Source organism: Aminobacter sp. UC22_36, from assembly GCF_044056035.1.
Taxonomy (GTDB): Bacteria; Pseudomonadota; Alphaproteobacteria; order Rhizobiales; family Rhizobiaceae; genus Aminobacter.
On sequence record NZ_CP171996.1, the window covers coordinates 5,262,270 to 5,286,279 of the forward strand.

Annotated in this window: 21 protein-coding genes; 13 read left to right on the forward strand and 8 right to left on the reverse strand. The window is 64.9% G+C overall.

The genetic code is table 11. The annotated features are described in order from the left end of the window. Positions 1–58: 58 nt before the first annotated feature. Positions 59–1,135: a Gfo/Idh/MocA family protein gene (locus ACHMW7_RS29255; RefSeq protein WP_395451477.1), complete on the reverse strand. Its 1,077-nt coding sequence runs from the start codon at positions 1,133–1,135 to the stop codon at positions 59–61. Between the two features lie 252 nt (positions 1,136–1,387). Between ACHMW7_RS29255 and ACHMW7_RS29260 the strand changes: the two genes are divergently transcribed. Together ACHMW7_RS29260 and ilvD are read left to right on the forward strand one after the other, a co-directional pair. Then, positions 1,388–2,266, forward strand: coding sequence for a MurR/RpiR family transcriptional regulator (locus ACHMW7_RS29260; RefSeq protein ID WP_395448832.1), 879 nt, complete (start codon positions 1,388–1,390; stop codon positions 2,264–2,266). A gap of 139 nt (positions 2,267–2,405) precedes the next feature. Continuing rightward, entirely contained in the window at positions 2,406–4,247 is a 1,842-nt protein-coding gene (gene ilvD, locus ACHMW7_RS29265) for a dihydroxy-acid dehydratase (RefSeq protein WP_395448833.1), read from the forward strand. A gap of 70 nt (positions 4,248–4,317) precedes the next feature. On the opposite strand, the gene ACHMW7_RS29270 is transcribed toward ilvD, so the two are convergent. Further along, positions 4,318–5,241 (reverse strand): MerR family transcriptional regulator, encoded by a 924-nt coding sequence (locus ACHMW7_RS29270; RefSeq protein ID WP_395448834.1) that lies wholly within the window; start codon positions 5,239–5,241, stop codon positions 4,318–4,320. A 269-nt stretch (positions 5,242–5,510) separates the two neighbouring features. Here ACHMW7_RS29270 and ACHMW7_RS29275 point away from each other — a divergent pair, with 269 nt between their 5' ends. Further along, positions 5,511–6,899 carry a pyridoxal-phosphate dependent enzyme gene (locus ACHMW7_RS29275; protein ID WP_395448835.1) on the forward strand — a complete coding sequence of 463 codons (1,389 nt, stop codon included), beginning with the start codon at positions 5,511–5,513 and terminating at the stop codon, positions 6,897–6,899. Beyond that, positions 6,896–8,062, forward strand: coding sequence for a cystathionine gamma-synthase (locus ACHMW7_RS29280; protein ID WP_395448836.1), 1,167 nt, complete (start codon positions 6,896–6,898; stop codon positions 8,060–8,062). The genes ACHMW7_RS29275 and ACHMW7_RS29280 overlap by 4 nt, the downstream gene beginning before the upstream one ends. Before the next feature lie 287 nt (positions 8,063–8,349). Here the strand turns inward: ACHMW7_RS29280 and ACHMW7_RS29285 are convergent, their stop codons facing one another. After that, complete coding sequence (locus ACHMW7_RS29285; RefSeq protein WP_395448837.1) at positions 8,350–8,838, reverse strand: MarR family winged helix-turn-helix transcriptional regulator; 489 nt, start codon at positions 8,836–8,838, stop codon at positions 8,350–8,352. A gap of 86 nt (positions 8,839–8,924) precedes the next feature. Here ACHMW7_RS29285 and ACHMW7_RS29290 point away from each other — a divergent pair, with 86 nt between their 5' ends. Both ACHMW7_RS29290 and wrbA read left to right on the forward strand, forming a co-directional pair. Then, complete coding sequence (locus ACHMW7_RS29290) at positions 8,925–9,806, forward strand: EamA family transporter (RefSeq protein ID WP_395448838.1); 882 nt, start codon at positions 8,925–8,927, stop codon at positions 9,804–9,806. 85 nt (positions 9,807–9,891) lie between these two features. Beyond that, on the forward strand, positions 9,892–10,536 hold the full coding sequence (wrbA, locus tag ACHMW7_RS29295) for an NAD(P)H:quinone oxidoreductase (RefSeq protein WP_395448839.1): 645 nt from the start codon (positions 9,892–9,894) through the stop codon (positions 10,534–10,536). An 82-nt stretch (positions 10,537–10,618) separates the two neighbouring features. Here the strand turns inward: wrbA and ACHMW7_RS29300 are convergent, their stop codons facing one another. Further along, entirely contained in the window at positions 10,619–11,551 is a 933-nt protein-coding gene (locus ACHMW7_RS29300; protein WP_395448840.1) for a LysR family transcriptional regulator, read from the reverse strand. Positions 11,552–11,670: 119 nt separating this feature from the next. On the opposite strand from ACHMW7_RS29300, the gene ACHMW7_RS29305 reads away from it, so the two are divergent. From ACHMW7_RS29305 to ACHMW7_RS29320, 4 genes are read left to right on the forward strand one after another with little or no spacing between them, the layout of a single operon-like run. Continuing rightward, positions 11,671–12,669, forward strand: a complete 999-nt coding sequence (locus tag ACHMW7_RS29305; protein ID WP_214393734.1) for a dipeptidase — start codon at positions 11,671–11,673, stop codon at positions 12,667–12,669. Between the two features lie 30 nt (positions 12,670–12,699). Then, positions 12,700–13,662 carry an ABC transporter substrate-binding protein gene (locus ACHMW7_RS29310; RefSeq protein ID WP_395451478.1) on the forward strand — a complete coding sequence of 321 codons (963 nt, stop codon included), beginning with the start codon at positions 12,700–12,702 and terminating at the stop codon, positions 13,660–13,662. A 17-nt stretch (positions 13,663–13,679) separates the two neighbouring features. Then, on the forward strand, positions 13,680–14,459 hold the full coding sequence (locus tag ACHMW7_RS29315; RefSeq protein WP_395451479.1) for an ABC transporter ATP-binding protein: 780 nt from the start codon (positions 13,680–13,682) through the stop codon (positions 14,457–14,459). 3 nt (positions 14,460–14,462) lie between these two features. Continuing rightward, on the forward strand, positions 14,463–15,365 hold the full coding sequence (locus tag ACHMW7_RS29320; RefSeq protein WP_395448841.1) for an ABC transporter permease: 903 nt from the start codon (positions 14,463–14,465) through the stop codon (positions 15,363–15,365). Between the two features lie 27 nt (positions 15,366–15,392). On the opposite strand, the gene tauC is transcribed toward ACHMW7_RS29320, so the two are convergent. The 4 genes from tauC to ACHMW7_RS29340 all read right to left on the reverse strand — a co-directional run bounded on the left by tauC (position 15,393) and on the right by ACHMW7_RS29340 (position 18,524). After that, complete coding sequence (tauC, locus tag ACHMW7_RS29325) at positions 15,393–16,238, reverse strand: taurine ABC transporter permease TauC (protein ID WP_395448842.1); 846 nt, start codon at positions 16,236–16,238, stop codon at positions 15,393–15,395. 9 nt (positions 16,239–16,247) lie between these two features. Next, positions 16,248–17,021 (reverse strand): taurine ABC transporter ATP-binding protein, encoded by a 774-nt coding sequence (locus ACHMW7_RS29330; protein WP_395448843.1) that lies wholly within the window; start codon positions 17,019–17,021, stop codon positions 16,248–16,250. Between the two features lie 90 nt (positions 17,022–17,111). Next, entirely contained in the window at positions 17,112–18,125 is a 1,014-nt protein-coding gene (gene tauA / locus ACHMW7_RS29335; protein ID WP_395448844.1) for a taurine ABC transporter substrate-binding protein, read from the reverse strand. A gap of 153 nt (positions 18,126–18,278) precedes the next feature. Further along, the gene (locus ACHMW7_RS29340; RefSeq protein WP_395448845.1) at positions 18,279–18,524 is read right to left on the reverse strand and encodes a DUF982 domain-containing protein; all 246 of its coding nucleotides are present in this window, start codon (positions 18,522–18,524) and stop codon (positions 18,279–18,281) included. A 209-nt stretch (positions 18,525–18,733) separates the two neighbouring features. On the opposite strand from ACHMW7_RS29340, the gene ACHMW7_RS29345 reads away from it, so the two are divergent. Genes ACHMW7_RS29345 through ACHMW7_RS29355 form a run of 3 tightly spaced genes read left to right on the forward strand, consistent with a single transcriptional unit; the run spans position 18,734 to position 23,980 of the window. Next, the gene (locus ACHMW7_RS29345; RefSeq protein ID WP_395451480.1) at positions 18,734–19,828 is read left to right on the forward strand and encodes an efflux RND transporter periplasmic adaptor subunit; all 1,095 of its coding nucleotides are present in this window, start codon (positions 18,734–18,736) and stop codon (positions 19,826–19,828) included. After that, the gene (locus ACHMW7_RS29350) at positions 19,825–20,892 is read left to right on the forward strand and encodes an efflux RND transporter periplasmic adaptor subunit (RefSeq protein WP_395448846.1); all 1,068 of its coding nucleotides are present in this window, start codon (positions 19,825–19,827) and stop codon (positions 20,890–20,892) included. The genes ACHMW7_RS29345 and ACHMW7_RS29350 overlap by 4 nt, the downstream gene beginning before the upstream one ends. A 1-nt stretch (position 20,893) precedes the next feature. Then, positions 20,894–23,980: an efflux RND transporter permease subunit gene (locus ACHMW7_RS29355; protein ID WP_395448847.1), complete on the forward strand. Its 3,087-nt coding sequence runs from the start codon at positions 20,894–20,896 to the stop codon at positions 23,978–23,980. Positions 23,981–24,010 lie beyond the last annotated feature (30 nt).

The window sequence follows — 24,010 nt, forward strand, 5'->3', positions numbered from 1 at the left end:
AGCGCCCGCGTGTTTCGACAAGCTCACCATGAGGGCTACTGAAGCCCTTGCCTGCCCCCTACCTCACCTTCACCCACTTCTGCTCGGCGAACGACTGCGCCATCGCATGCACGGTGCGTTCGATCTCCAGGCCGTCGTCGAAGTCGATGACGCGCGCCGGCTCTCCGGCAATGCGGGCGAGCAGTTCGCGGCATTCGATGGTCTTCAGATCGTTGAAGCCGAGGCCGTGGCCGGGCGCGGGGATGAACTTGCCGTAGGGCGCGTGGGCGGGGGCTGCGAGAATGGTGCGGTAGCCCTGCTCGGTCGCACGGTCGGAGGTGACGTAGAGCTGGATCTCGTTAAAGCGCTCCTGGTCGAAGACGATCGAGCCCTTGGAGCCGAAGATCTGGACCTGGATGCGGCCCTTGCGGCCCCAGGCCGAGCGGTTGACCAACAGCGTGCCGGAGACGCCGTTTTCGAGATGGATCAGGCTCGAGGCGATGTCATAGGTCTCGACAGCACGGCGGCCGCCGCCTGTCATCTGCCGGTCGGGATAGGGTTTCGCCATGTCGCACATGACCGAACCGACCCGGCCGAACAGCGCCGAAATCAGCGACAGCGGATGGACGGCGAAATCGTCGAGCGCGCCATAGCCTGATGTCGCCTCGTGCTTCCAGAAGAACGGGGCGTCGGGATCGGCCATGAAGTCCTCATCCATCTCGACGCGGAGATGGTTGACGTCGCCGATGAGCTTTTCGTCGAGCAGCTGGCGGATGTGGCGGATGGCTGGGCTCTGGATGTAGTTGTAGCCGAGCACCGCCACCTTGCCCGACTTGCGCGCGGCGGCAGCCATAGCCTCGGCCTCGGCGAGTGTCGGCGCCATCGGCTTCTCGCACCACAGATGCTTGCCGGCTTCGAGGATGGCGATCGCCATCTCAGGGTGGAACTGGTTGGGCGTGGTCAGCGAGACGATCTCGACCTCGGGATCGGCGATGACGGCGCGCCAATCACCCGAGGATTTCTCGAAACCGAGCTCGGACGCGCGGCTGGCAGCGAGATCGGCATTGGCCTCGCCGAGATGGACGAGCCTGGGCTTTTCGACGTCGCCGAACACCGTGCGCACCGAATTCCACGCCAGCGCATGGCACTTGCCCATGAAGCCGGTTCCGATAAGACCAATACCTGTCACTTCACGCTCTCCCGGTTTATAGAGCTCGCATTCCAAAGCGTCGGAACTGGGCTCAAACTTTTTGCCGGAGCATGATTTTATCCAAAAACCGGTTCTCACTTTTTGGGATCATGCTCATGGCGGATTGAATAGTCGAATTTTGTCGAAAATGGAACATACGGTTCATTTTATTTGGACAGCCGGTCGACCCGGCGCTATGGTGGAATAGGCGGAGGCGGAATGGACGATATGGCGGACACGATTTCGGAGGCACTGCCGCGCGACTTCGAGGCGCTGAGGGCGCTGATCCTCGACCGCCGCGAGAGCCTGCCCAAGCGCATTGCGCAAGTGGCGGCCTATGCGCTCGACAATCCCGACGAAATCGCCTTCGGCACCGCCGCCAGCATCGCCACGTCGGCCGGTGTGCAGCCCTCGACGCTGATCCGCTTTGCCCAGCACCTCGGCTATGACGGCTTCACCTCCCTGCAGCAGGTTTTCCGCGAAAGGCTGCGTGAGCGCACGACCTCCTATGAAGAGCGGCTGACGGTGGTGCGCGGCGACGCCGATGAAGGCACGTCCAATCGCCGCATCGTCGACGGCTTCCTGGCCGCCGCCAGCAAGTCGCTCGACGTGATGTCGCGCAATCTCGACGACGATACGCTCGACCGCGCCATCGACATCCTCAACGGTGCCGAGACGATCTACATCCTTGCCCGCCGCCGCTCCTATCCTGTCGCCAGCTACATCGCCTATGCGCTGGGCAAGCTCGGCGTGCGCAGCCAGTTGATCGAATCCGCTTCGGGCCTCAGCCCCGAGATCATCTCGTTTGCCAGTTCCAGGGATGCCGTGATCGCCATCAGCTTCTCGCCCTATGCCTCGGCGACGGTGGAGGAGGCGCGCATTCTCTCGGCCAACAACGTGCCGGTCATCGCCATCACCGACAGCGCGTTTTCGCCCCTGGCGCAGTTCGCCAGGGTCTGGTTCGAAGTCGCCGAGGCGGATTTTGGCGGCTTCCGCTCGCTCGCCGCGACGATGGCGCTGGCGATGGGCCTGACTGTCGGCGTCGCCGAGCTGAGGCGCGGCCGCAAGGGCAAAAAATCGACCATTTCCAAGGGCTGAGCCGGCTCTGTGCTGCGCTGGGCGCATGGCAGCCGCCCGCAAACGGCATGCCAGGGCGCGCGCGGGACGAAAAATAGTTGACGCAGGGGCGATAGTGGCTCAATCCCAAGCTTAGCCATCTATTGTATGAGAGAGCCCCATGCCTGCTTATCGTTCGCGCACCACCACCCACGGCCGCAACATGGCGGGCGCGCGTGGTCTATGGCGCGCCACCGGCATGAAGGACACCGATTTCGGCAAGCCGATCATCGCCGTGGTCAACTCCTTCACCCAGTTCGTGCCGGGGCACGTCCATCTCAAGGATCTCGGCCAGCTCGTCGCCCGCGAGATCGAGGCTGCCGGCGGCGTGGCCAAGGAGTTCAACACCATTGCCGTCGACGACGGCATCGCCATGGGCCATGACGGCATGCTCTATTCGCTGCCGAGCCGCGAGATCATCGCCGACAGCGTCGAATACATGGTCAACGCGCATTGCGCCGACGCCATGGTCTGCATCTCCAATTGCGACAAGATCACGCCAGGCATGCTGATGGCCGCGATGCGCCTCAACATCCCCGCCGTATTCGTTTCCGGCGGACCGATGGAAGCCGGCAAGGTGGTTCTCGGTGGCAAGAACGTCGCGCTCGACCTGGTCGACGCCATGGTGGCGGCTGCCGACGACAAGGTTTCGGACGAGGACGTCAAAATCATCGAACGCTCGGCCTGCCCGACCTGCGGTTCGTGCTCGGGCATGTTCACCGCCAATTCGATGAACTGCCTGACCGAAGCGCTCGGCTTGTCGCTGCCCGGCAACGGCTCGACGCTGGCAACACACGCCGACCGCAAGCGGCTGTTTGTCGAGGCCGGCCACCTGATCGTCGACCTCGCACAGCGTTATTACGAGCAAGACGACGAAAGCGTTCTGCCGCGCCGTATTGCCTCCAAAGGCGCGTTCGAAAACGCCATGGCGCTCGACATCGCCATGGGCGGGTCGACCAACACCGTGCTGCACATCCTGGCCACGGCGCATGAAGGCGAGATCGACTTCGACCAGGACGATATCGACGCGCTGTCGCGCAAGGTGCCGGTGCTGTGCAAGGTCGCGCCGGCCAAGGCCGACGTGCACATGGAAGACGTCCATCGCGCCGGCGGCATTTTCGCCATCCTCGGCCAGCTCGACAAGGCCGGACTGCTCAACCGCGACCTGCCGACCGTGCACACGGCGACGATCGGCGAAGCCATCGACCATTGGGACACATCGCGAACCAAGAGCCAGGCGGTGCGCGACTTCTACCTCGCCGCGCCTGGTGGTGTGCCGACACAGACAGCCTTCAGCCAGGACCGGCGCTGGGACGAGCTCGACCTCGACCGCGAAAAGGGCGTTATCCGCTCGGCCGAACATGCCTTCTCCAAGGACGGCGGCCTTGCCATACTCAAGGGCAACATCGCGCGCGACGGCTGCGTGGTGAAGACCGCCGGCGTCGACGAGTCGATCCTGAAATTCTCCGGGCCGGCGCGCGTGTTCGAGAGCCAGGACGCCTCGGTCAAGGCAATCCTCGCCAATGAGGTCGTGGCCGGCGACGTGGTGGTGATCCGCTACGAGGGCCCGAAGGGCGGCCCCGGCATGCAGGAAATGCTCTACCCGACCAGCTACCTCAAGTCGAAAGGCCTGGGCAAAGCCTGCGCGCTGCTCACCGACGGCCGCTTCTCGGGCGGCACCTCCGGCCTGTCGATCGGCCATGTATCGCCTGAGGCGGCGAATGGCGGCACGATCGGGCTGGTGCGCGAGGGCGACATCATCGACATCGACATCCCCAACCGCACCATCAACCTGCGCGTCGATGAAGCCACACTCGCCACCCGCCGCGGCGAGCAGGACGCCAAGGGCTGGAAGCCGGTCGAAGTGCGCAAGCGCAAGGTGACCAAGGCGCTGAAAGCCTATGCCGCCTTCGCCACCTCGGCCGACCGCGGCGCTGTGCGCGACCTCGGCGACTTCGAGTGAGGTTGAGTCACGCTGAATGACCAAGGGCCCGCAATGCGGGCCCTTTTCGTTTGACGCGGTTTTCGCCGGTTCAGAGCAGCCCGGTCATGGCGGCGTTGATCCAGCTCCATTCCTCGCTGATCTTGTCGGGCTGGCGTTCGCCGCGCAGGATGCGCAGCAGCTCGTAGTAGCGCGCCGAGCGCGAATGGTACTTGCGATACTGGTCGTTGTGCCAGTCCAGGAACGCCTTGTCGGGCGCCTTGTTCATCGCTTTGGCCGAGCGCTCCAGCCATTCCCGGGCGATCGCCTTGCCGGCTTCCGACTCCGGCTTCGCACCCTGATCAATCGCCTCCCTGACGCGGGCGAAAGTGGCGTTCGAGGCTTCAGCATAGGCGGCAGGGTCGAACTCGCCGTTCCACATCGTCGACATGCTGTTGCGCAGTTCGGCGACATACTCCCTGTCCGAAACGAAGGCCATGATCTCAGTCCAGGCGTCGACCTGTTCGGGTGTGGGATCGTCCGGGAGATCAGGCGTCGAGGCGTCGATCATCTGCTTCTTCCATTCCGGCGACATCTTGGCGTCGGCGGCAACGTCTTCGAAGAAGCTCTCGATGGCAGCGCGGAATTCACTCTGGGATAGTTTTGTCACGGTCCATATTCTCCTGAGGTCTGCAAGTGTCGGGTCGGGAACCCGAATGGCCGCCCTGAGGGCAGCGGCGACGCGGCGCTTGGACTTGATTTCCGCCTCGAGCGCCTTGAGGCGCAGTTCGAGAACCGAGCCGATGGCGAGGCGTTTCGACAGGATCCTGGCGATTTCGGCGAGGCTGACCCCGGCATCGCGAAGCGCCAGGATGAGACCCAGCCGTTCGAGATCGGCCGCCGAATACATCCGGTAGCCGCTCTCGGCCCGAGCCGTTGGTGGCAACAGCCCCTTGTCGGAGTAGAAACGGAGCTTGCGAACCGAGATGCCGCTCAGCTTCGAAAGCTCGCCGATGGTGTAGATCCTGCCGTCCATGACTGCCCTTCTAGGTGCTCCACCAAGTGGAGAGTCAACAATACCCGCAAAGAGAAATGTATTGCCCGCAAGCGGAACTAAACGTGGCGCGTGAGAATTTCCTTCTCAAGCTTTCGCAGTAAACGAAAAGCCCTGCCTTTGTTCGGATGAGGCGGCACCGGTAAATGCGCCAGATGGCCGCGCGGCCGCGTGAAGCTTCCGGGCGGCTGGTGTCCGCCCGCCTGACATGGGATATTCCAATGAACCTGCCTGCTGAGGGAGACGCTGCCATGAGCCGTTTGAACCCGCCCTTCAGGTCCGTGCTCGATTTGATCGGCGAAACGCCTGTCGTCGAGCTGACGCGCTTCGACACCGGCCTGTGCCGGCTGTTCATCAAGCTGGAAAGCCAGAACCCCGGTGGTTCGATCAAGGATCGCATCGCGCTGTCGATGATCGCGACAGCCGAGCGCGAGGGCAAGCTCAAGCGCGGCGGCACCATCGTCGAGGCGACAGCCGGCAACACCGGACTGGGGCTGGCCCAGGTCGGCATCCCCAAGGGCTACCGCATCATCCTCGTGGTGCCCGACAAGATGAGCCGCGAGAAGATCCAGCACCTGCGCGCGCTCGGCGCCGAGGTCCGGCTGACGCGCTCCGACGTCGGCAAGGGTCACGCCGAATATTACCAGGACATGGCCGAGAAGATTGCCGCCGACATCCCTGGCTCATTTTACGTCAACCAGTTCGCCAACCCGGCCAACCCGCTGGCGCATGAGACGACGACCGGTCCGGAAATCTGGGAGCAGCTTGAAGGCGACGTCGATGCGGTTGTTGTCGGCGTCGGCTCGGGCGGTACGCTGACCGGGCTCGGACGCTACTTCGCCAAGGTCTCGCCCAAGACCGAGATGGTGCTGGCCGACCCCGTCGGTTCGGTGCTGGCGCCGCTGGTCAAGACCGGCAAGATGGAGGAAGCTGGCAGCTGGACCGTCGAAGGCATCGGCGAGGACTTCGTGCCGCCGAACTGCGACCTGTCGCTGGTCAAGAAGGCCTATTCGGTCAACGACAAGGCGAGCATGCTGGCGGTGCGCGACCTGCTCGCCAAGGAGGGCATCCTCGCCGGCTCATCCTCGGGCACGCTTTTGTCGGCGGCGCTGCGCTACTGCCGCGAGCAGAAGACGCCGAAACGGGTGGTGACCTTCGTCTGCGACAGCGGCAACAAATACCTGTCCAAGGTGTTCGACGACTTCTGGCTGGCCGAACAGGGGCTGGACGAGCGCGAGCAGCATGGCGACCTCAGCGACCTCGTGGCACGTTCGCACCGCGAGGGCGGCACGGTGTTCGTCGGCCCCGGCGACAGCCTGTTGACCGCCTATGGCCGGATGCGGCGCGGAGACGTGTCGCAGCTGCCGGTGCTGGAAAACGGCAAGCTTGTCGGCATCGTCGACGAGGGCGATATCCTCGCCGTGGTCGAAGGCCCCTATGACAGCCGCTGGAACCGTTTCAACGCGCCGGTTTCGACCGCCATGGCCAAGGACCTGCACACGCTTCAGGCCAACCAGACGCTCGACGCGCTGCTGCCGATCTTCGACCGCAACGAAGTGGCGATCATCTTCGACGGCGAAGAATTTGTCGGGCTGATCACCCGGGTCGACCTCATCAACCATCTCAGGCGAGCAAAATGACGACGCACAAGAACCGGCTGGCATTTTCGACGCGCACCATCCATGGCGGCCAGAGCCACGACCCGACGACGGGCGCTGTCATGGTGCCGATCTACGCCACCTCGACCTATGGCCAGCAGAGCCCGGGCGTGCACAAGGGTTTTGAATACGCCCGCAGCCAGAACCCGACGCGCTTTGCCTTCGAGCGCGCCATCGCCGACCTCGAAAGTGGTTCCGCCGGCTTCGCCTTCGCCTCTGGATTGGCGGCCATCGCCACCGTGTTCGAACTGCTCGATACGGGCGCGCATATCGTTGCTACCGACGACATCTATGGCGGCACCTTCCGGCTGCTCGAGCGGGTGCGCAAGCGTTCGGCCGGGCTGCAGGTCAGCTTCGTCGACTTCACCGACCTCGCCGCAGTCGAGGCGGCGATCCGGCCGGAAACCAAGATGCTGTGGGTCGAGACGCCGACCAACCCGCTGCTGCGCGTCGTCGACCTCGAAGGCATCGCGGCACTCGCCAAGCGCAAGGGCGTGCTTTCGGTCGCCGACAACACCTTCTGCAGCCCCTATCTGCAGCGGCCGCTGGAACTCGGCATCGACCTCGTCGTGCATTCGACGACCAAATATCTCAACGGCCACTCCGACATGGTCGGCGGCTGCGTGGTGGTGGGCGACAACAAGGAACTGCGCGACCAGCTGAAGTTTTTGCAGAACGCCATCGGCGCGATCTCCGGGCCGTTCGACAGTTTCCTGGCGCTGCGCGGCATCAAGACGCTGGCGCTGCGCATGGAACGCCATTCGCAGAACGGCGCCAAGATCGCGCGCTGGCTGGAGGCCCGCAAGGATGTGCGCCGGGTGATTTATCCCGGTCTTGAAAGCCATCCCCAACATGCCATCGCCAAGGCACAGATGTATCATTTCGGCGGCATGATATCGGTCGAGCTCGACCGCGATCTGGCCGCGACCAAACGTTTCCTCGAACGGACGCAGCTGTTCACGCTGGCCGAAAGCCTGGGCGGCGTCGAAAGCCTGATCGAACACCCGGCGCTGATGACGCATGGCTCGATCCCGGTGGAGAAGCGCGCCGAGATCGGCATCTCGGATTCGCTGGTCAGGCTATCGGCGGGCATCGAGGACGGCGACGACCTGATCGCCGACCTGGAGCAGGCACTGGCGGGGTGAGGTTCACGCCAGCGACTCTCTCAAGAAGTTCGCCCCTCACCCTTATCCTCTCCCCGTGAAGAACGGGGCGAGGGGGACGTCGGCGTGGAACCTCACTCTGCTTCTGCGAACCGGAGGACGGCCGACGCCGGAGCGTCATTCCTGCGCCTGACTACCATTGCTTATCGCGAGACGCCTGTTCGCGTCACGAAATGCGTCACGGCTAGCCCCTTCTCCCCGTCCTTACGGGAGAAGGTCCCGGCAGGGGGATGAGGGGCAGCGCTGCGGCTAGTGCCCCTACCCCCGCCTCACGCGCTCTCGAACCCGATCAAAAACTTGCTGAGCAGCGTGTCGAGCGCCGCTCGCTCCTGCTTGGTCAACATCGAGACGATGCGCGTCTGCGTCGCGACATGGTCGGTGACGGCGGCATCGATGGTGGCGAAACCCTTTTCGGTCAACGAGACGATGAAGCTGCGGCGGTCGTCGGGATTGAGCCGCCGTTCGACAAGGCCTGCTTTTTCCAGCTGGTCGACGCGGTTGGTCATGGTGCCCGAGGTGATCATCATTGTCGCCGAGAGGTCGCCGGGAGACAGCGCATAAGGCGGGCCCGAACGGCGCAGCGTCGCCAGAACGTCGAAGCTGGCGAAATTCAGCCCGTGCGCAGCGAAGGTCTTTTCCATCTCGCGGCCGAGATGCTGCGACACCCTGTTGGCGCGGCCGATAAGCCCCATCGGCGCGACGTCGAGGTCGGGCCGTTCGCGGTTCCACTGGGCAAGAATGTCGTCAACCTGATCCATGGCTCACCATCCCGAAGATTTATCTTGACGTCAAGAGAATACGGATTATCTTGAGATCAAGATACTCGACGTAGAGAGATATGGCTATGACGACGCGCAACACCGACCTGCTGCTGACGGCAATCGCCCCCGCGATCTGGGGCAGCACCTATATCGTGACGACTGAGTTTCTGCCCGCCGGCTACCCGCTGACGGTTGCCATGCTGCGGGCGCTTCCAGCCGGCCTGCTGCTTTTGCTGCTCGTCCGGCAGCTGCCGCAGGGCATCTGGTGGGCTCGCGTGCTGGTGCTCGGCGCGCTGAACTTCTCCGTCTTCTGGTGGCTGCTGTTTGTTGCCGCCTATCGCCTGCCGGGCGGCGTGGCGGCAACCGTCGGCGCGATCCAGCCGCTGATCGTCATCCTGCTCGCCCGCGCCTTGCTCGGCTCGCCGATCCGCCCGCTTTCGATCGTGGCTGCCCTTGCCGGCATGGCCGGCGTGGCGCTCCTGATCCTGACGCCGCATGCGGCACTCGACCCCATCGGCATCGCTGCCGGCCTCGCCGGCGCCGTCTCGATGGCCGCAGGCACGGTGCTGAGCCGGCGCTGGCAGCCGCCCGTGTCGCCGCTGACCTTCACCGCCTGGCAGCTGACCGCAGGTGGTGTGCTGCTGCTGCCGATCGCCCTGCTGCAAGAGCCGGCGCTGCCTGCACTGACGACAGCGAACCTGCTCGGCCTCGCCTGGCTCGGTCTGCTCGGTGCGGCACTGACCTACATTCTGTGGTTCCGTGGCATCGCCCGGCTGGAACCGTCCGTCGTGTCGCCACTCGGCTTCCTCAGCCCGATGACCGCCGTGATCCTCGGCTGGTCGGTGCTCGGCCAGTCGCTCAGCGCTGCACAGATCTTCGGCATGGTGGTGGTGCTCGGCAGCGTCTGGCTCAGCCAGCGTGCCCAGCAAGCAAAGCCTGCCCCGGCCAAGCTCGCCACCGCCTGAACAACTGAGCCGCTTCCGGGCGGCACGTCCTCCCACAATCGAAACCTGCATCGCTTCCGGCTCAAGCCGGCAGAAGGAGATTCCCATGCCCAAGATCCTGGTTCTTTATTACTCCGCCTACGGCCACATCGGCACCATGGCCGAAGCCATTGCCCAAGGGGCGCGCGAGGCCGGCGCCACCGTCACGCTCCGCCGCGTTCCCGAGCTGATGGACGAAGCAACGATGCTCAAGGCAGGTATCCGGCACGACGACACGCCCTTGGCCACGCCAAGGGAACTCGCCGACTATGACGCCATCGTCTTCGGCACGCCGACACGCTTCGGCAACATGGCTTCGCAGATGAAGAACTTCATCGACCAGCTCGGTGGGCTGTGGCTGCAGAACGCGCTGGTCGGCAAGGTGGCGAGCGTGTTCACCTCCAGCGAGAGCCAGCATGGCGGGCAGGAGCATACGCTGCTGTCGATGCACGCGACGCTGATGCATCTCGGCATGGTGACCGTCGGCCTGCCCTACACCTTCCGGGGCCAGACGCGCATGGATGAGATAACAGGCGGTTCGCCCTATGGCGCAACGACGCTTGCCATCAACGTCGATGGCAGATCAAGGGCTCCCAGCGCCAATGAACTGGCCGGCGCCCGCCACCAGGGTCGTTATGTCGCCGAGATCGCCGGGCCGCTGGCCGAACGGCGCCTGGAGGTGTCTCGCCAGCCCGTGGAATTGGCAGCATAGGTTTGGCCACGCCATTGACCACGGCAGCGATAACGACCGCCGGGCTTGTTGCGACGCCGCCTGCAGTGCCGGCGATCTCCGACTAGGCCGGCAGCGGCTGCGCCGTCCTCAGCGGACGCGGCTTGAGATGGCCCAAAAGCGCATCGAGGAAAACCCGCGTCTTGCGCGGCATCAGTTGCCTGCTCGGAAAGACGGCGCGCACCATGGCCGGGGCAAGACTCCATGCTGGCAGGATGCGGACGAGTTCGCCGCTTGCCAGGTAAGGCCGCGCGAAAAGATCGGGCATCGCCGTAATGCCGGCGCCAGAGCGCGCCAGGCGGAACAGCAGCTCGTAAGAATTCGCGCAGACCCGCCGTCCCGACATGTCGGCGGGAACCGACTGGGCGTCCTTGTTCAGAACCCAGTTGACCGGAACGCCGTCGGCGAGCAGCACCAGCACGTCATGCTGTGCAAGCGCCTCGGGCGCATCGGGCTGGCCGGCGCGATCCCTGTACTGCGGCGAGGCATAAAGTCCGATGCCGAGGTCGACCAGATGCCGGGTGGTCAACCGCAGGTCCTGCGCTTCGCCACCGATCCGTATGGCGAGATCGAAACCGTCGGCAATGACGTCGACATAACGAGGCGACAGATCCAGTTCGAGCTGGATCTCACTATATGCCTTGCTGAATTCAGCCAGCATCGGAGCGAGCGAGATTGCGGCGAGGTCGCCGGGAACGGAGACACGCAGCCGTCCCGAAGGGGTCACCTGCCGGTGTTCGGCGACCGCCATGACGGCATCCACCTCGTGGATGATCTGTTCGGCGGGGATGAGAATACGCTGGCCCATCTCGGTCAGGAAATTGCGCCGCGTGCTGCGCTGGAGCAGACGTTCTCCCAACTGGGCTTCGAGGACGGTGATACGCCGGGACACTGTCGACTTCGGCAGACCAAGCCGTTCGGCCGCAGCGCTGAAGCTTCCCGTTTCCGCAACGCGCGCAAAGATCATCAGGTCGAATGGATCGGGCGTTGTCGGCATGACTGGGCCTTGATTGGTTCAAGTATGAAACAATCAAACCCATTCCCGCCAATAGCGCAACGACGAGATTGCCGATTAGCTGACCGCTTGGACTTCATTGCTCAGCGGGTGCAGACGACGTGACTGTTTCAGCCAACAACCTCATCGCCAAGGCTGTCGTCTGGGAAAGTGCCGTTGGCTGGACTCCCGAATGTCTCGATGAAGGACCTGACATGCTGGTCCGCTATCGCGACGCGGGGTTTTCCTTCCTCTCGCTCACAATCGGCGCCGACTGGGACCGACCGGAGCCGACGTTCCGGCATCTCTCCCAACAGAGGCGCTGGTTCGAGCAACGCGCCCACGATTACCAGCTCATCGAAACCGTGGCCGACATCCGCGCCGCCAAGCAGTCGGGCAAGATGGCGATCGGCCTGCATCTGCAAGGTGCCGGCCCGGCCGCACATGAGCCGGCGATGATCGACAGCTGGTACCGGCTTGGAATCCGCTGGATGATCGTGGCCTACAACACCCGCAACCCGCTTGGCGACGGCTGCCACGAGCCCTCGGATGCCGGGCTTTCCATGCTGGGCCGTGCCTTCGTGGCCGAGGCCAACCGCGTCGGCATGATGCTCGACGCAAGCCACGCCGGCATCAACACGTCGCTCGACATCATCGAGCTGTCGGAAAAGCCGGTGGTGTTTTCGCATTCGAGCGTGCGCGCGCTGAAGAACCATGAGCGCAATATCGACGACGTCCAGATCAAGGCGCTCGCCCGGCGCGGCGGCGTGGTCGGCATCAACTCCATCGGCGCATTCCTGACCGACGACAACCGTTCCGACGTTCCGGCGCTGATGCGCCATATCGATTACGTCGCCCAGCTCGTCGGGCCCGAACATGTCGGCCTCGGCCTCGACACCGTTTTCTACCAGCCCTTCATGACCAAGCTCTACGACTCCGGACCGATGATGGCGTTGCGCGGCTATCCGCGTCCGCCCTGGGCCGATGTCAAACCCGAAGTCCTGCCCGAACTGGTCGAAGCGCTGGAACGCCATGGCTATTCGGAGACGGCCATACTTGGCGTGCTGGGCGAGAATTTCCTGCGGGTCGCCGAACAGAACTGGCGCCCCTCCATCGTGTAATCCCAACCTTAGGAGCGTGTCGTGAAATTGATGAAGTGGCTGCTCGCTGCAGCCTTGCTCACCGCCGCGAATGGCGCAGCCCTGGCTGACCCTAAACTGGTCGAAATCGCCAGCTTCGGCGAACACCCGGCGCTCAACCAGGTCGCCGAAGGCTTCAAGGCCCGGATGAGCGAATTGGGCTACGTCGAAGGCAAGGACGTCACCTACGGCTTCCAGCACGCCAATTTCGACCGCAGCCTCGTTCCCCAGATCCTGCAGCAGGTGGAGGCCAAGCATCCGGCGCTGATCCTCGCCATCACCACCGGGCTCAACCAGGCGGCGGTGCGCGGCATCACTGACAAGTCGATTCCGGTCGTGTTCGGCGCGGTCGTTGACCCGGTCGTGGCGGGCATCGTGCCGGATTGGCAGCACGGCTCGGCCTGGAGCACCGGCGCGTCCATGCTGCCCGATTTCGATGCGTCCTTCGACTACCTCAAGAAGGTGTTGCCCGAGGTCAAGAAGGTCGGGACCCTGTTCAATCCGGGCGAAGACAACGACACCTCCAATATGGAGCTGATCCACAAGGCGGCCGCCAAGGCCGGGATCGAAATCGTCGGCGTGCCGGTCGACAATCCCAACGACCTGCCCCAGCGTGTCCAGACCTTCGCCGGACAGGTGGACGCCATCTTCCTCATCCAGTCCAACGTGGTGCAGACCTCGGTGCCGGTCGTCGCTCAGGTGGCACAGCGGATCAAGCTGCCGCTGTTCAACTCGGTCTACGCCCCCGACCTCAAGGACCAGCTCGCCGGTTTCCACGCCATCTCCTACCGCAAGAATGGCGAGCATGCTGCCGATATCGCCGACCGGATCCTCAAGGGCGAGAAGCCGGCCGACATCGCGCCCTATGTTCCCAAGGGCGAAGACTTCGACGCCTATGTCAGCCCCAAGGGCCTCGCAGCCGTCGGCCTGACGGTTCCGGAAGCGCTCAAGGACAGCCCATGGCTGCTCAAGTGACAGCGGTGGGCATGCCCCTGCTCGTCTGCGCGGACTTGCGCAAAACCTTCAATGCCGGCCTTGCCGGGGCGCGGCCGGCGTTGAACGGGGTGGATCTGGCGCTCAATCACGGCGACTTCGTCGTGATCATCGGCTCCAACGGCGCCGGCAAATCGACGCTGCTCAACACGATCGCGGGCGCGATCGAGCCGGATGGCGGCTCGATCGCGCTGGACGGCCAGGACATCACCCGCCTTGCGGCACATCGCCGGGCGGGCATGATCGCGCGGGTGTTCCAGGACCCGATGATTGGTACCGCAGCGGCCATGACCATCGAGGAAAACCTGGCCCTGGCCGAACAGCGCGGGCAACGCAGAGGTTTTGCGCGCCATCTCGACCGTGCCAAGCGCGACCGCTACCGGGCGCTGCTCGCCGGCCTGGCGCTCGGCATGGAAGACCGGCTGTCGACGCCGGTAGCCCAGCTCTCCGGCGGGCAACGTCAGGCCTTGTCCCTGATCATGGCATCGTTGTCGCGCCCCTCGCTGCTGTTGCTCGATGAGCATACGGCAGCATTGGACCCGCGCACCGCCGACCTGATCATGGCGACGACCTTGCGGATCGTCGCCGAGCAGTCGCTGACCACGCTGATGGTCACCCATAACATGCGCCAGGCGATCGAGACCGGTAACCGGCTCGTCATGATGGACGCCGGCCGCATCCGCGACGACATCGGCGGCACCGAGAAAGCAACGCTCACGTCTGCCGATCTCGTCGCGAAGTTCAGAATCGAAAACGACCGCATGCTGCTCGGAACCTGACCAATGGACGTGATCCACGCCTATCTCAATCTCGTGCCGGTGACGCTGTCGCAAAGCCTCATCTATTCGTTCCTGGTGCTCGGCATCATGATCCCGTTCCGGTTGCTGAGCTTTCCGGACCTGACCAGCGAAGGTGCGTTTCCGCTTGGCGGCTGCGTCTGCGCCACACTTTTGCTGGCGGGGTATTCGCCGCTCTTGGCAACCGTTGTCGCGATGCTCGCCGGTGTCGGAGCCGGCGCGGCAACCGCGCTGGTGCATCTGCGTTTTCGCATCAATTCGCTGCTGGCCGGCATCCTGGTCTTCACAGCACTCTACAGCGTGAACATGCGCGTTCTCGGCCGCTCGAACATCGCCTTGTTCAACACCGACAACATCTTCATCCAGATCAACCCGGCCATCCTGACCGACGTCCGGCTGCAGGTCGCCACATTCGCCGTGCTGATCGTCGTGGCCCTGGTCGCCTTGCGCTGGTATCTGGCCACGCAAGCGGGAGCGGCGCTGCGCGTCATCGGTATCAACCCGGAGTTGGCGCCATCGCTCGGCATCAGCATCTGGACATACACGATCGTCGGATTGGGTGTTGCCTCTGGCCTGACCGCGCTTGGCGGCGCGCTCATCGTGCAGTTGCAGGGCTATGCCGATGTCGGCATGGGCACCGGCATCCTGATCAACGGCCTCGCCTCGCTGGTTATCGGCGAAACGATCACCGGACGGCAGACCGTCACCCGGCAATTGCTGGCGCCTGTCGTCGGTGCAATGGTCTATTATCAGCTCGTGTCGCTGGCACTGTCGCTCGGGCTGCAGCCAAGCGACCTCAAGGTTGTGACGGCCGGCTTCGTGCTGGTGACGTTGGGCCTTCCCATGCTGCGCGGTCGCAGCACCATGCGCGAAACCATGCGGGCATAAGCGCTGGGCCGCAGCCTCGGCCGACCGCTACGCGCGGCCGGCCCAGGGCACCAGCCTGCGCTCGACAAAGCGCAGGCTGAATTCGAGCACGAAGGCCACCGCCGCGATGACGAAGATGCCCATCACGACGACGTCGGTGACGAGGAACTGCGCCGCCGACTGGATCATGAAGCCGAGGCCCCTTGTGGCGGCGACAAGCTCGGCAGCGACCAAAGTGGTCCAGCCAGCGCCGAGCGCGATGCGCAGGCCGGTGAGGATCGACGGCAGCGCGCTGGGCAGGACGACGAAGCGGATGACCTGCCGACGTGTCGCACCGAGCGAGCGGGCAGCGTTGAGACGATCCTGCTGGACACCACGCACGCCAGACGCCGTCGACAGCGCGATCGGCGCCACCATGGCAATCGCGATGACCAGTACCTTGGCCGACTCGCCGATACCGAACCAGATGATAACAAGCGGCAGATAGGCGAGCGGCGGGATCGGCCGCAGGAACTCGAGCACGGGGTCGAAGATGCCGCGGCCGATGCGGCTGGTGCCGATGGCGAGGCCGACCGGGATGCCGACGAGCGTGGCCGCTACGAGTGCGGCGAAGACGCGTCCGAGCGACGCGAGCAGATGCTGGGCAAGGGTCGCGTCGACGAAACCCTGCGAGGCGACCGTCCAGAACTTGGCGAGCACGTCCTGCGGCGGCGGCAGGAACAGCGGCGCGACCAGCCCGAGCCTGGTGACGAGGGTCCAGGCGATCAGCGCAATCAGGATCGTGATGGCGCTGATGCTGCGCGACGACAGCTCGCGGCGGGGGTGTTTCGCTGCGCGGCGCGCGCACCGTCGAAATCTCGGGTTCAGCCAGTTCGCGGCGGCCGCGCTCGGCATGAAGCAGGGTCATGCCGGCTCTCCCTCGAAGATGGCATCGGCAAGTTCGGCCCGCGCTGCGGCGAAAGCCGGGTCGGCCTTGATCGATCGGACCGGCTCACCGGCGGCATAACGGCGGCTGAAGCCGGCATCGAACGAGTGGGCGATGCGGCCGGGATCAGGCGCCATGACGACTACGCGCGTGCCGAGCAGGAGCCCCTCCTCGATGCCGTGGGTGACCATCAGCACGCCGAGATTGCCCGGCGCCCAGATATCGAGCAGCAGCGTCTGCATGCGCTCGCGGGTCAGCGCATCGAGCGCGCCGAGCGGCTCGTCCATCAGCAGGAAGTCGGGTTCGGCGGCGAGCGCGCGGGCAAGGCCGACACGCTGGCGCATGCCGCCGGACATTTCCCACACCGGCTTGTCGCCGAGGCCGTCGAGCCGGACACGCCTAAGCAGTTCGTTGGCAAGGGCGTGGCGCTGCCTTTCGCCGATGCCGCGCAGCCTGAGCGCGAAGGCGACGTTGTCGCGAGCCGAAAACCATGGAAACAGCGCGTCGCTCTGGAAGACCACGGCGCGGTCGGCGCCCGGTCCCTCGATCGGCCGGCCATCGGCCGAGGCCTCGCCGCGCTCGGGCAGAACCAGGCCGGCCGCCACGTTGAGCAAGGTCGACTTGCCGCAACCGGAACGGCCGGTCAATACGACGAACTCGCCATGGCCGACCGACAGCGATGCGCCCTCGACGGCGGGTCGGGCCTGCCCGGTGTAGCGCACGGCGATATTGCTGAGCAAAAGCGTCGACATGAATGGATCTCCTGGAAAATGGGATGCCCCGGCCGGGAGGAGCCGGCCGGGGCTTCGTGCCCGCGCGGGAGGTCGCGGGTCGCTTGCGCCTCAGTTGGAGGCGAGCGCCTCGGTGACGTATTTCGACGTCACATATTTCGAATAGTCCGGCTGAACGGCGTCGATCTTGCCTTGCTCCTTGAGGAAGGCTGAGGTCGCCGCCACCGCCTTGACGGTGTCGCCACCGAGGAACTTCGCCGACGCCTGCTCTTCCAAGGTCGGGAAGACATAGCCCTTGAGCAGGGCCGGCACTTCCTCGACCTTGGCACCGGTGAGCCGGGCGATCTTGTCGGCCTGTGGCGAGCCCTTGGCCCAGGCTTCAGGTTTGGCGAGGAACTCGGCATAGGCAGCGCCGGTGACCTTGACGAAGTCGCGCACGGCGGCCGGGTTCTTTGCGGCGAAGTCGGTGCGCACAATCCAGGCGTCAAAGGTCGGTGCACCCCATTCGGCGACCTTGGCCGAGTCGAGCACGACCTTGCCGGAGGTCTTGATCTGGCCAAGCGCCGGATCCCAGACATAGGCCGCGTCAATGTCACCGCGCTGCCAGGCGGCCGCTATCTCAGGCGGACGCAGATTGAGGATTTCGACCGCCTTGGGATCGACGCCCTCGTGCTTGAGGGCGGCGAGCAGGCTGTAATGCGTCGTTGAGACGAAGGGAACGGCGACCTTCTTGCCGGCGAGATCGGCGGCCTTTTCGATACCGGCGCCATCGCGGGCGACAAGTGCTTCGGATTCGCCGATCAGGCCGACAACGAAGATGGTTTCGATCGGCAGCTCGCGGCTCGCGGCAGCGGCGAGCGGGCTCGAGCCGACATAGCCGATGTCGACCGCACCGGAAGCGATGGCTGCGATGACATCGGCACCGGAATCGAACTTGCGCCAGTCGATGCTGGCCTTGGTGGCAGCCTCATAGGTGCCGTCGGCCTGTGGCACTTTCGAGGGCTCGACAACTGTCTGGTAGCCGATGGTGATCTTGAGGTCCTCGGCCTGGACCGCACCGATGGAAGGCGCAAGCGACAGGGCGGCGACGGTGGCGAGCAAGGCACGGCGCGTGAAATCTGACATGGGCTTCCCCCTTGGGGTTGAAATGTGATGCCCATTCAGGATGTTTAATTCTACAAACTCTGTAGAGTTAATTTATTCCGGCAAAGCCGGGCGTCGGTAAAATGTCCTGCCCCATTTTGCCGGCAACGGGATTTGTGCCGGTCGCCAGGCAGCTCAGACCCGGATGCCGATCTCGTCGGCGGCGGCGATGAAGGCCCGCTTGGCCGCCTCGCGCGTGCGGGTGCCGGCAAGGGCTGCGGATACGCATTCCACCGCCTCGCGGTAAAGCGGGCCGCTGCGCTTGGCATGCGGCCAGTCGACCAGCGCTTCATAGGCGCCCTTGACGGTCGTCACCTCGCGCTGGGTGCTTTCCGCCCCGATGCGGATCTGTACAGGGCTATCGAAGAGCATGCGATCCATGGCGGTCCTCCGAGGTTGATTGCGTCCAACAACGCTCTGAATTGGCTCGGGTTCCCTGGCCACGGGCTGCCCGCACCACTTCTTCGCCCCACAGCGTTCCGGCGCTGGCGGGCCGCGCAAGGCGTTGCCGGATCGCCTGTTGCATCGTAGCTTGTTGGCAAAGCGATTTGGGGGTGCACATGCGATCCACGAACCCAATCACCGCAGGCATGCCGGGCAAGACGCCAGCATGCGCCCCTCCCAAACGACACCTCACCGCCCTCGCCCTTTGTCTGCTGTTGCCTGTTTCCGCCTGCCAGAAGCAGGAAACGGCGGAACGGCAGCCCATCGTCGTGCGCTCCGTCGAAGTGAAGCTGTCCGACTATGCACCGTCGACGTCACTGACCGGCGTCATTGCCGCCAGGACGCTGAACAATCTGTCGTTCCAGGTCGGCGGTCGGGTCGCCGAGCGCAGCGTCGACATCGGCCAGCGCGTCACCAAGGGCCAGGTGCTGGCCAGGCTCGACCCGCAGGAGCAGCAGTCGGACGTGCGGGCGGCGCAGGCCAGCCTCTATGCCGCGCAAGCGCAGCTCAGGCAGGCCGCCGCCGCATTCGACCGGCAGAAGACGCTGCTTGCCCAAGGGTTCACGACCCGGCGCGACTACGACCAGGCCGATCAGGCGCAACGCGTCGCCCAAAGCGGTGTGGAATCGGCGCAGAGCCAGATGAGCAACGCCGAGGACCGGCTGACCTATACCGAGCTGAAAGCCAGCGCCGACGGCGTGGTGACGGCACGGACGATCGAGGTCGGCCAGGTGGTGCAGGCGGCGCAGACGGTTTTCACCGTCGCCGAGGACGGCGACCGCGACGCGGTGTTCAATGTCGACGAGGCGCTGGTGGCGCGCAACCCGGTGGCGCCCGACGTGATGATCGCGCTGATTTCGGATCCGCGCATCAAGGCCCCGGGACAGGTGCGCGAGGTGTCGCCGGCGGTCGATCCGGCATCCGGCTCGATCCGGGTCAAGGTGATGGTGCCGAACACGCCGATCGAGATGCCACTGGGCGCGGCGATCACAGGCACGATCGTATCGAAGCCTCAGCCGGCAATCGTGCTGCCCTGGCAAGCGCTGATGTCGGATGCGGGCAAGCCGGCGGTCTGGACCATCGACCCCGCGACCAAGGCGGTGGCGCTGGCGACGATCGAGGTGCAGTCCTTCGCCTCGGGCGTCGTTGTCGTCGCCAAGGGACTGGAGGTCGGACAATCGGTCGTCGCCCAGGGCGGCCAGTTGCTCAGTCCCGGCCAGGTGGTGGAGGTGGCTCCATGAGGCCCAAGACAAGCATGCTCGCCCTCGTCTCCCTGCTTGCGCTTGCGGCCTGCAGCGAAGCCGAAGCGCCGGCGCCCGAAGTCATCCGGCCGGTGCTATCGACGGTTGTCGAGCCGCATGGCCAGGCCGCGCAAGGATTTGCCGGAACGATCCAGCCCGAATTCTCCGCCGACCTCGCCTTCCGCCTGCTCGGGCGGCTGGTGGCGCGCGACGTCGGCGTCGGCGACATGGTCGCCAAGGGCGAGACGCTCGCCGCGATCGACCCGCTGGCACTCGAGCTGGCAGCGCAGGCGGCGCGCGCCGACCTGACGACGGCCGAAGCACAGTTCGCCAATGCCGCCGCCAGCGAGGAGCGGCAGCGCAGCCTGCTGGCCGAATCCAACACCTCGCAGGCTGTGTACGATTCGGCCAAGCAGGCGCTGGATTCCGCGGCGGCCAATGTCGAGCGGACGCGCGCCGCACTGGCCAAGTCGGAGGAGCAACTCGGCTATGCCCGGCTGTTTTCCGATTTCGACGGCATCGTCACCGCGGTCGGCGCGGAGGTTGGCCAGACCGTGTCGCCCGGACAGATGGTGGTGACGGTGGCGCGCTCGGACGCCCGAGAGGCCGTCGTCGACGTTCCTGACCAGATGGCGATCAGTCTCCGCAACGGCGACGAATTCGAGGTGGCGTTGCAGATGCTGCCCTCGCTGCGGGCCAAGGCGCATGTCCGCGAGATCGCGCCGCAGGCAGATGCTGCGACGCGCACGCGGCGGGTGCGGCTGGCGCTGGCAGACCCGCCGACGGCGTTCCGGCTCGGCTCGACGGTGACGGCGACACAGTTGTCGAAGGCCGACGAAGCGATCGACCTGCCGCTGACGGCGCTGCTCGAAAGGGACGGCAAGAGCTTCGTCTGGGTTGTCGATCCCGGTGCGTCGACCGTCAACCTGCAGGCCATCGAGGTCAGGGCAAAGGACGGCGCCAGCTTCATCGCAGACGGCATCAAGGCGGGCACGCGCGTGGTGACAGCGGGCGTGAACAGCCTTGCAGAAGGCCAGAAGGTCAGAATTCCAGAGGGGGCGTAGCGTGAAGGGTTTCAATCTTTCCGACTGGGCGCTGAACCACCGTTCCCTGGTCTGGTATTTCATGCTGATCTTCACCGTCGCCGGCGTTTTCGCCTATCTCAATCTCGGCCGTGAGGAAGACCCGAGCTTCACCATCAAGACGATGCTGGTCCAGGCCAACTGGCCGGGCGCCTCGGTCGACGAGACGACACGGCAGGTGACCGACAGGATCGAAAAGAAGCTCGAGGAGTTGGAGAGCCTCGACTTCAGCCGCAGCGTGACGACAGCCGGCCAGACGATCATCTTCGTCAATCTCAAGCCGACCACCAAGGCGCGCGACGTGGCCCCGACCTGGGTGCAGGTCCGCAACATGGTCAACGACCTCAGGCCGAACTTCCCGCAAGGGGTGCAAGGACCGTTCTTCAACGACCGCTTCGGCGACGTGTTCGGCAACATCTATGCCTTCACCGCCGACGGGCTGTCGATGCGCCAGCTGCGCGACTATGTCGAGATGGTGCGCACGCGCATCCTGACCATTCCCAATGCCGGCAAGGTCGAACTGATCGGCGCGCAGGACGAGGTCATCTATCTCGAATTCTCAACGCGCCAGATCGCGGCACTCGGCCTCAACCAGCAAGCCGTGGTCGCCAGCCTGCAGGCGCAGAATGCGATTGCGCCGTCGGGTGTCATCCAGGCTGGACCGGAGCGCATCGCCGTGCGTGTCGGCGGCCAGTTCGCCTCGGAAGAGAGCCTCAAGGCGATCAACCTCAGGGTCAACGACCGCTTCTTCCGGCTGAGCGACGTCGCCACCATCAGCCGTGGTTATGTCGACCCGCCGACATCTTTGTTTCGCGTCAATGGCGAGCCGGCGATCGGGCTCGCCATCGGCATGAAGCCGAATGCCAACCTGCTGGAGTTCGGCGACGCGCTGAAGACGCTGATGGGGCAGGTAACCGGCGAATTGCCGGTCGGCGTCGGCGTGCACCAGGTCGCCGACCAGCCGGTCATCGTCGAGCACGCAGTGTCAGGCTTCACCCGCGCGCTGTTCGAGGCCGTCGCCATCGTGCTCGCTGTCTCCTTCATCAGCCTCGGCATGCGTGCCGGCTTCGTGGTGGCGCTGTCGATCCCGCTGGTGCTGGCGATCACCTTCCTGGTCATGGCCTATATGGGCATTTCGCTGCAGCGCATCTCGCTGGGCGCGCTGATCATCGCGCTCGGGCTGCTGGTCGACGACGCCATGATCGCCGTCGAGATGATGGTGGCCCGGCTCGAGGTCGGCGACTCGCTCAGAAAGGCCGCCACCTATGTCTACACCTCGACCGCCTTTCCGATGCTGACCGGCACGCTGGTGACGGTCGCCGGCTTCGTCCCGATCGGCCTCAACACCAGCCAGGCCGGCGAATACACCTACACGCTGTTCGTGGTCATCGCCGTGTCGCTGCTCCTGTCATGGATCGTGGCGGTGCTGTTTGCGCCGTTGCTCGGCGTGACGCTGCTGCCGGCGACGATGAAGAAACATGACGAGCGGCCGGGCCGCTTTGCAGCGGGCTTCTCGCGCCTGCTGCGCCTTGCCGTGCGCCGCTACTGGCTGACCATCATCGCCACCGTCGTCGCCTTCGTGCTGTCGGTGGTGGGGCTGACCTTCGTCCAGCAGCAGTTCTTCCCGCCGTCCGACCGGCCCGAGCTGATCGTCGACTGGAACCTGCCGCAAAACAGTTCGATCGCCGAGACACGTGCCCAGATCGAGCGCTTCGAAGAGATCGCGCTGAAGGGCAATGCCGATATCGACCACTGGAGCTCCTATATCGGCCAAGGCGCGGTGCGCTTCGTGCTGGCTTATGACGTGCAACCGGCCAACCCCTATTTCGGCCAGACCGTGATCGTGACCAAGGATCTCGAAGCACGGCACAGGGTGCAACCGGCGATCGAAAAGATCCTGCGCGAGCAGTTCGTGGGCACCGATACCTATGTCAAGACACTGGAGCTCGGCCCGCCAGTCGGCCGGCCGGTGCAGTATCGCATCAGCGGCCCCGAAGTGCAGACCGTGCGGGCGCTGTCGCAGCAGCTCGCCGGGGTCATTTCGGCCAATCCCAAGCTGCAGGCGCCTGGTTTCGACTGGAACGAACCGGAGCGCGTGCTGAAGGTCGAGGTGCTGCAGGACAAGGCGCGCCAGCTCGGCATCACCTCCGAAGACATCGCAAGCGCCATGAACAGCGTTGTCGGCGGCGTGGCGATCACCCAGGTGCGCGACGCCACCTACCTGATCAATGTCGTGGTGCGGGCGCAGGACGCCGAGCGCGGCTCGATCGAAACGCTGCGCAACCTGCAGATCCCGACCGGCAACGGCGAATCCATCCCGCTGGCGACGGTGGCCGACTTCCACTACGAGATCGAGCAGCCGACGGTCTGGCGCCGCAGCCGCCTGCCCACCATCACCGTCAAGGCGGGCATGGTCGGCAGCACCCTGCCCGACACTGTGGTCGCCGAACTCAAGCCCTCCATCGAGGCCTTCGCAGCCAAGCTGCCCGACGGCTACACCGTCGTAACAGGCGGTTCGGTCGAGGAAAGCGCCAACAGCCAGGGACCGATCATCGCGGTGGTGCCGCTGATGCTGTTCATCATGGCAACGGTGCTGATGCTCCAGCTGCAGAGCTTCCAGCGGCTGTTTTTGGTGGTGGCTGTCGCACCGCTCGGCCTGATCGGCGTGGTGGCAGCGCTGCTGCCGACGGGCCAGCCGCTCGGTTTCGTTGCAATCCTCGGCGTTCTGGCGCTGGTCGGCATCCTGATCCGCAACTCGGTGATCCTGATCGTCCAGATCGAGGAGCTGATCGCCACAGGGACAGACAGGTGGCACGCGGTGATCGAGGCGTCGGAACACCGCATGCGGCCGATCGCCTTGACCGCAGCAGCCGCCAGCCTGGCGCTGATCCCGATCGCGCGCGAAGTGTTCTGGGCGCCGATGGCCTATGCGATGATGGGCGGCATCCTGGCCGGCACGGCAATCACCCTGCTGTTTTTGCCGGCGCTGTATGTCGCCTGGTTCAGGCTCAAGGAGCCTGATGAAGACGGCAACGCCAGAACCAAGGCAATGGAGCCGCCTGCGGCATAGTGGCCGCTGGAGCCGTGCATCGCGATCGGG

Excerpts from the sequence above, each read along its gene's own strand:
- ACHMW7_RS29255 (WP_395451477.1), bottom strand. The coding sequence starts at position 1,135 with ATGGGCAAGTGCCATGCGCTGGCGTGGAATTCGGTGCGCACGGTGTTC.
- ACHMW7_RS29260 (WP_395448832.1), top strand. The coding sequence starts at position 1,388 with ATGGACGATATGGCGGACACGATTTCGGAGGCACTGCCGCGCGACTTC.
- ilvD (WP_395448833.1), top strand. The coding sequence starts at position 2,406 with ATGCCTGCTTATCGTTCGCGCACCACCACCCACGGCCGCAACATGGCG.
- ACHMW7_RS29270 (WP_395448834.1), bottom strand. The coding sequence starts at position 5,241 with ATGGACGGCAGGATCTACACCATCGGCGAGCTTTCGAAGCTGAGCGGC.
- ACHMW7_RS29275 (WP_395448835.1), top strand. The coding sequence starts at position 5,511 with ATGAGCCGTTTGAACCCGCCCTTCAGGTCCGTGCTCGATTTGATCGGC.
- ACHMW7_RS29280 (WP_395448836.1), top strand. The coding sequence starts at position 6,896 with ATGACGACGCACAAGAACCGGCTGGCATTTTCGACGCGCACCATCCAT.
- ACHMW7_RS29285 (WP_395448837.1), bottom strand. The coding sequence starts at position 8,838 with ATGGATCAGGTTGACGACATTCTTGCCCAGTGGAACCGCGAACGGCCC.
- ACHMW7_RS29290 (WP_395448838.1), top strand. The coding sequence starts at position 8,925 with ATGACGACGCGCAACACCGACCTGCTGCTGACGGCAATCGCCCCCGCG.
- wrbA (WP_395448839.1), top strand. The coding sequence starts at position 9,892 with ATGCCCAAGATCCTGGTTCTTTATTACTCCGCCTACGGCCACATCGGC.
- ACHMW7_RS29300 (WP_395448840.1), bottom strand. The coding sequence starts at position 11,551 with ATGCCGACAACGCCCGATCCATTCGACCTGATGATCTTTGCGCGCGTT.
- ACHMW7_RS29310 (WP_395451478.1), top strand. The coding sequence starts at position 12,700 with ATGAAGTGGCTGCTCGCTGCAGCCTTGCTCACCGCCGCGAATGGCGCA.
- ACHMW7_RS29320 (WP_395448841.1), top strand. The coding sequence starts at position 14,463 with ATGGACGTGATCCACGCCTATCTCAATCTCGTGCCGGTGACGCTGTCG.
- tauC (WP_395448842.1), bottom strand. The coding sequence starts at position 16,238 with ATGCCGAGCGCGGCCGCCGCGAACTGGCTGAACCCGAGATTTCGACGG.
- ACHMW7_RS29330 (WP_395448843.1), bottom strand. The coding sequence starts at position 17,021 with ATGTCGACGCTTTTGCTCAGCAATATCGCCGTGCGCTACACCGGGCAG.
- tauA (WP_395448844.1), bottom strand. The coding sequence starts at position 18,125 with ATGTCAGATTTCACGCGCCGTGCCTTGCTCGCCACCGTCGCCGCCCTG.
- ACHMW7_RS29340 (WP_395448845.1), bottom strand. The coding sequence starts at position 18,524 with ATGGATCGCATGCTCTTCGATAGCCCTGTACAGATCCGCATCGGGGCG.
- ACHMW7_RS29345 (WP_395451480.1), top strand. The coding sequence starts at position 18,734 with ATGCCGGGCAAGACGCCAGCATGCGCCCCTCCCAAACGACACCTCACC.
- ACHMW7_RS29350 (WP_395448846.1), top strand. The coding sequence starts at position 19,825 with ATGAGGCCCAAGACAAGCATGCTCGCCCTCGTCTCCCTGCTTGCGCTT.